Annotated in this window: 1 protein-coding gene; it reads right to left on the reverse strand. The window is 58.7% G+C overall.

What is annotated here, in order from left to right; all coding sequences use genetic code 11:
- Positions 1-502 precede the first annotated feature (502 nt).
- Positions 503-928, reverse strand: a complete 426-nt coding sequence (locus NKH38_RS33555; RefSeq protein WP_198022490.1) for a hypothetical protein — start codon at positions 926-928, stop codon at positions 503-505.
- Between the last annotated feature and the right edge of the window lie 383 nt (positions 929-1,311).

Consider the following 1,311-nt stretch of genomic DNA (forward strand, 5'->3'; position numbering starts at 1 on the left):
GCTCATAACCTGAAGGTCACAGGTTCAAATCCTGTCCCCGCAACCAACATCAAAAACAGCCCGCTTCACGCGGGCTTTTTGCGTTCGGACCGTGATCGATGGCGATTTTAACCTGCACCAGGGGTCGGAAGCAGGCGAAGCCGACGCCGTGGGACAGAAAAGCCAAATCATGACCCCCAACCGCCCGCAGCTCGCAGGCCTTTTTGTTATTCGGCACCTTTGCCCACGCGAAGCCGGTTGGCTCCCGGCTCTGTCAGCGCGGCAACCGCCACGCGCCGGCGCGATGGTGACCGGACGCTTTGGATCCTGCAAAACCAGGCGACGAACCATTCTCTCGCCACCAGATCTTGGAAAACGAACCGTGATCGTGCGCTTCCAATCATTGCTATTATTGCTACCGGGCTTGATCGGCGCCATAATCTTCCAGGAGGTTGCCGTGCCCGACTACGCTCTGAACGAACCACTATGAGAGCTTCATCAGGAAGCAGCTCGAATCAGGCCGCTACAACAATGCCTGAGATGTTCGCGCCGGCCTACGTATGCTCGAGGATTTCGAGGCGGAGCGGGAAAGATGGTTGCGCGAGGAGGTTCCGGCGCGCCTGACCGAGCTCCGGCAGGATTCGGCTAAACTAAGGGCATCCCTGTCGAGACAGTTTTTTCGCGGCTCGAGGCGCGTCATCACGCGAAGCAGGCGAAAGCCAAATAGGCAATGGAGTACCGCATTGTCTTCCACCCCAAGGCGGAAACTGAACTCGACCAGCTCTATGACGACATAGCCGACCCGTGCGTCGCCGGCGATCGCTTGGAATTTCGTTGTCGGCATCCGCGACCATTGCCTGAGCGTGTCGACTTTTCCACAGTGCGGCACAGAGCGGGTCGAGATCATGCCTGGTCCGCGGATCATCGGCTGGCGACGTGCCGTCAGCATTGCTTTCGCAGTCGATGCCGAACGGGTCTGGTCCTGGGTATTTTTTCGCCGGCCGCAACATCACGGAGGAATTGCTGGAAGGCCGGCTCTGAAGCGCTGCTTAGGCTGGCGTGGGGATCGACACTCGCCAGGAGGCGATTCTCAGGCCGATGGCACGCACCTGCCGCCGCCTAGAGGTGGGAGCTTGGTAGAAGAGTGATCCTCAGCGGAACACCACTCACAATTTCAGCCAAGCCAGCTCACGAATTTCCGCCCCGTGGATATCTCCACGAGAAATCGAAAAAACATCGTCGATGACTGTTGACAGTTCTGGTTGGTGGCGACTATATACGCCTCACGAACGAGGGCGGTGCGCCGCTGGCGGCGAAGCAGTTTGCTTCTGA

Origin of the sequence: Mesorhizobium sp. M1078 (assembly GCF_040318615.1) — a bacterium.
GTDB lineage: Bacteria > Pseudomonadota > Alphaproteobacteria > Rhizobiales > Rhizobiaceae > Mesorhizobium.

Coding starts and splice junctions, on each gene's coding strand:
- NKH38_RS33555 (WP_198022490.1), bottom strand. CDS start 928: ATGCTGACGGCACGTCGCCAGCCGATGATCCGCGGACCAGGCATGATC.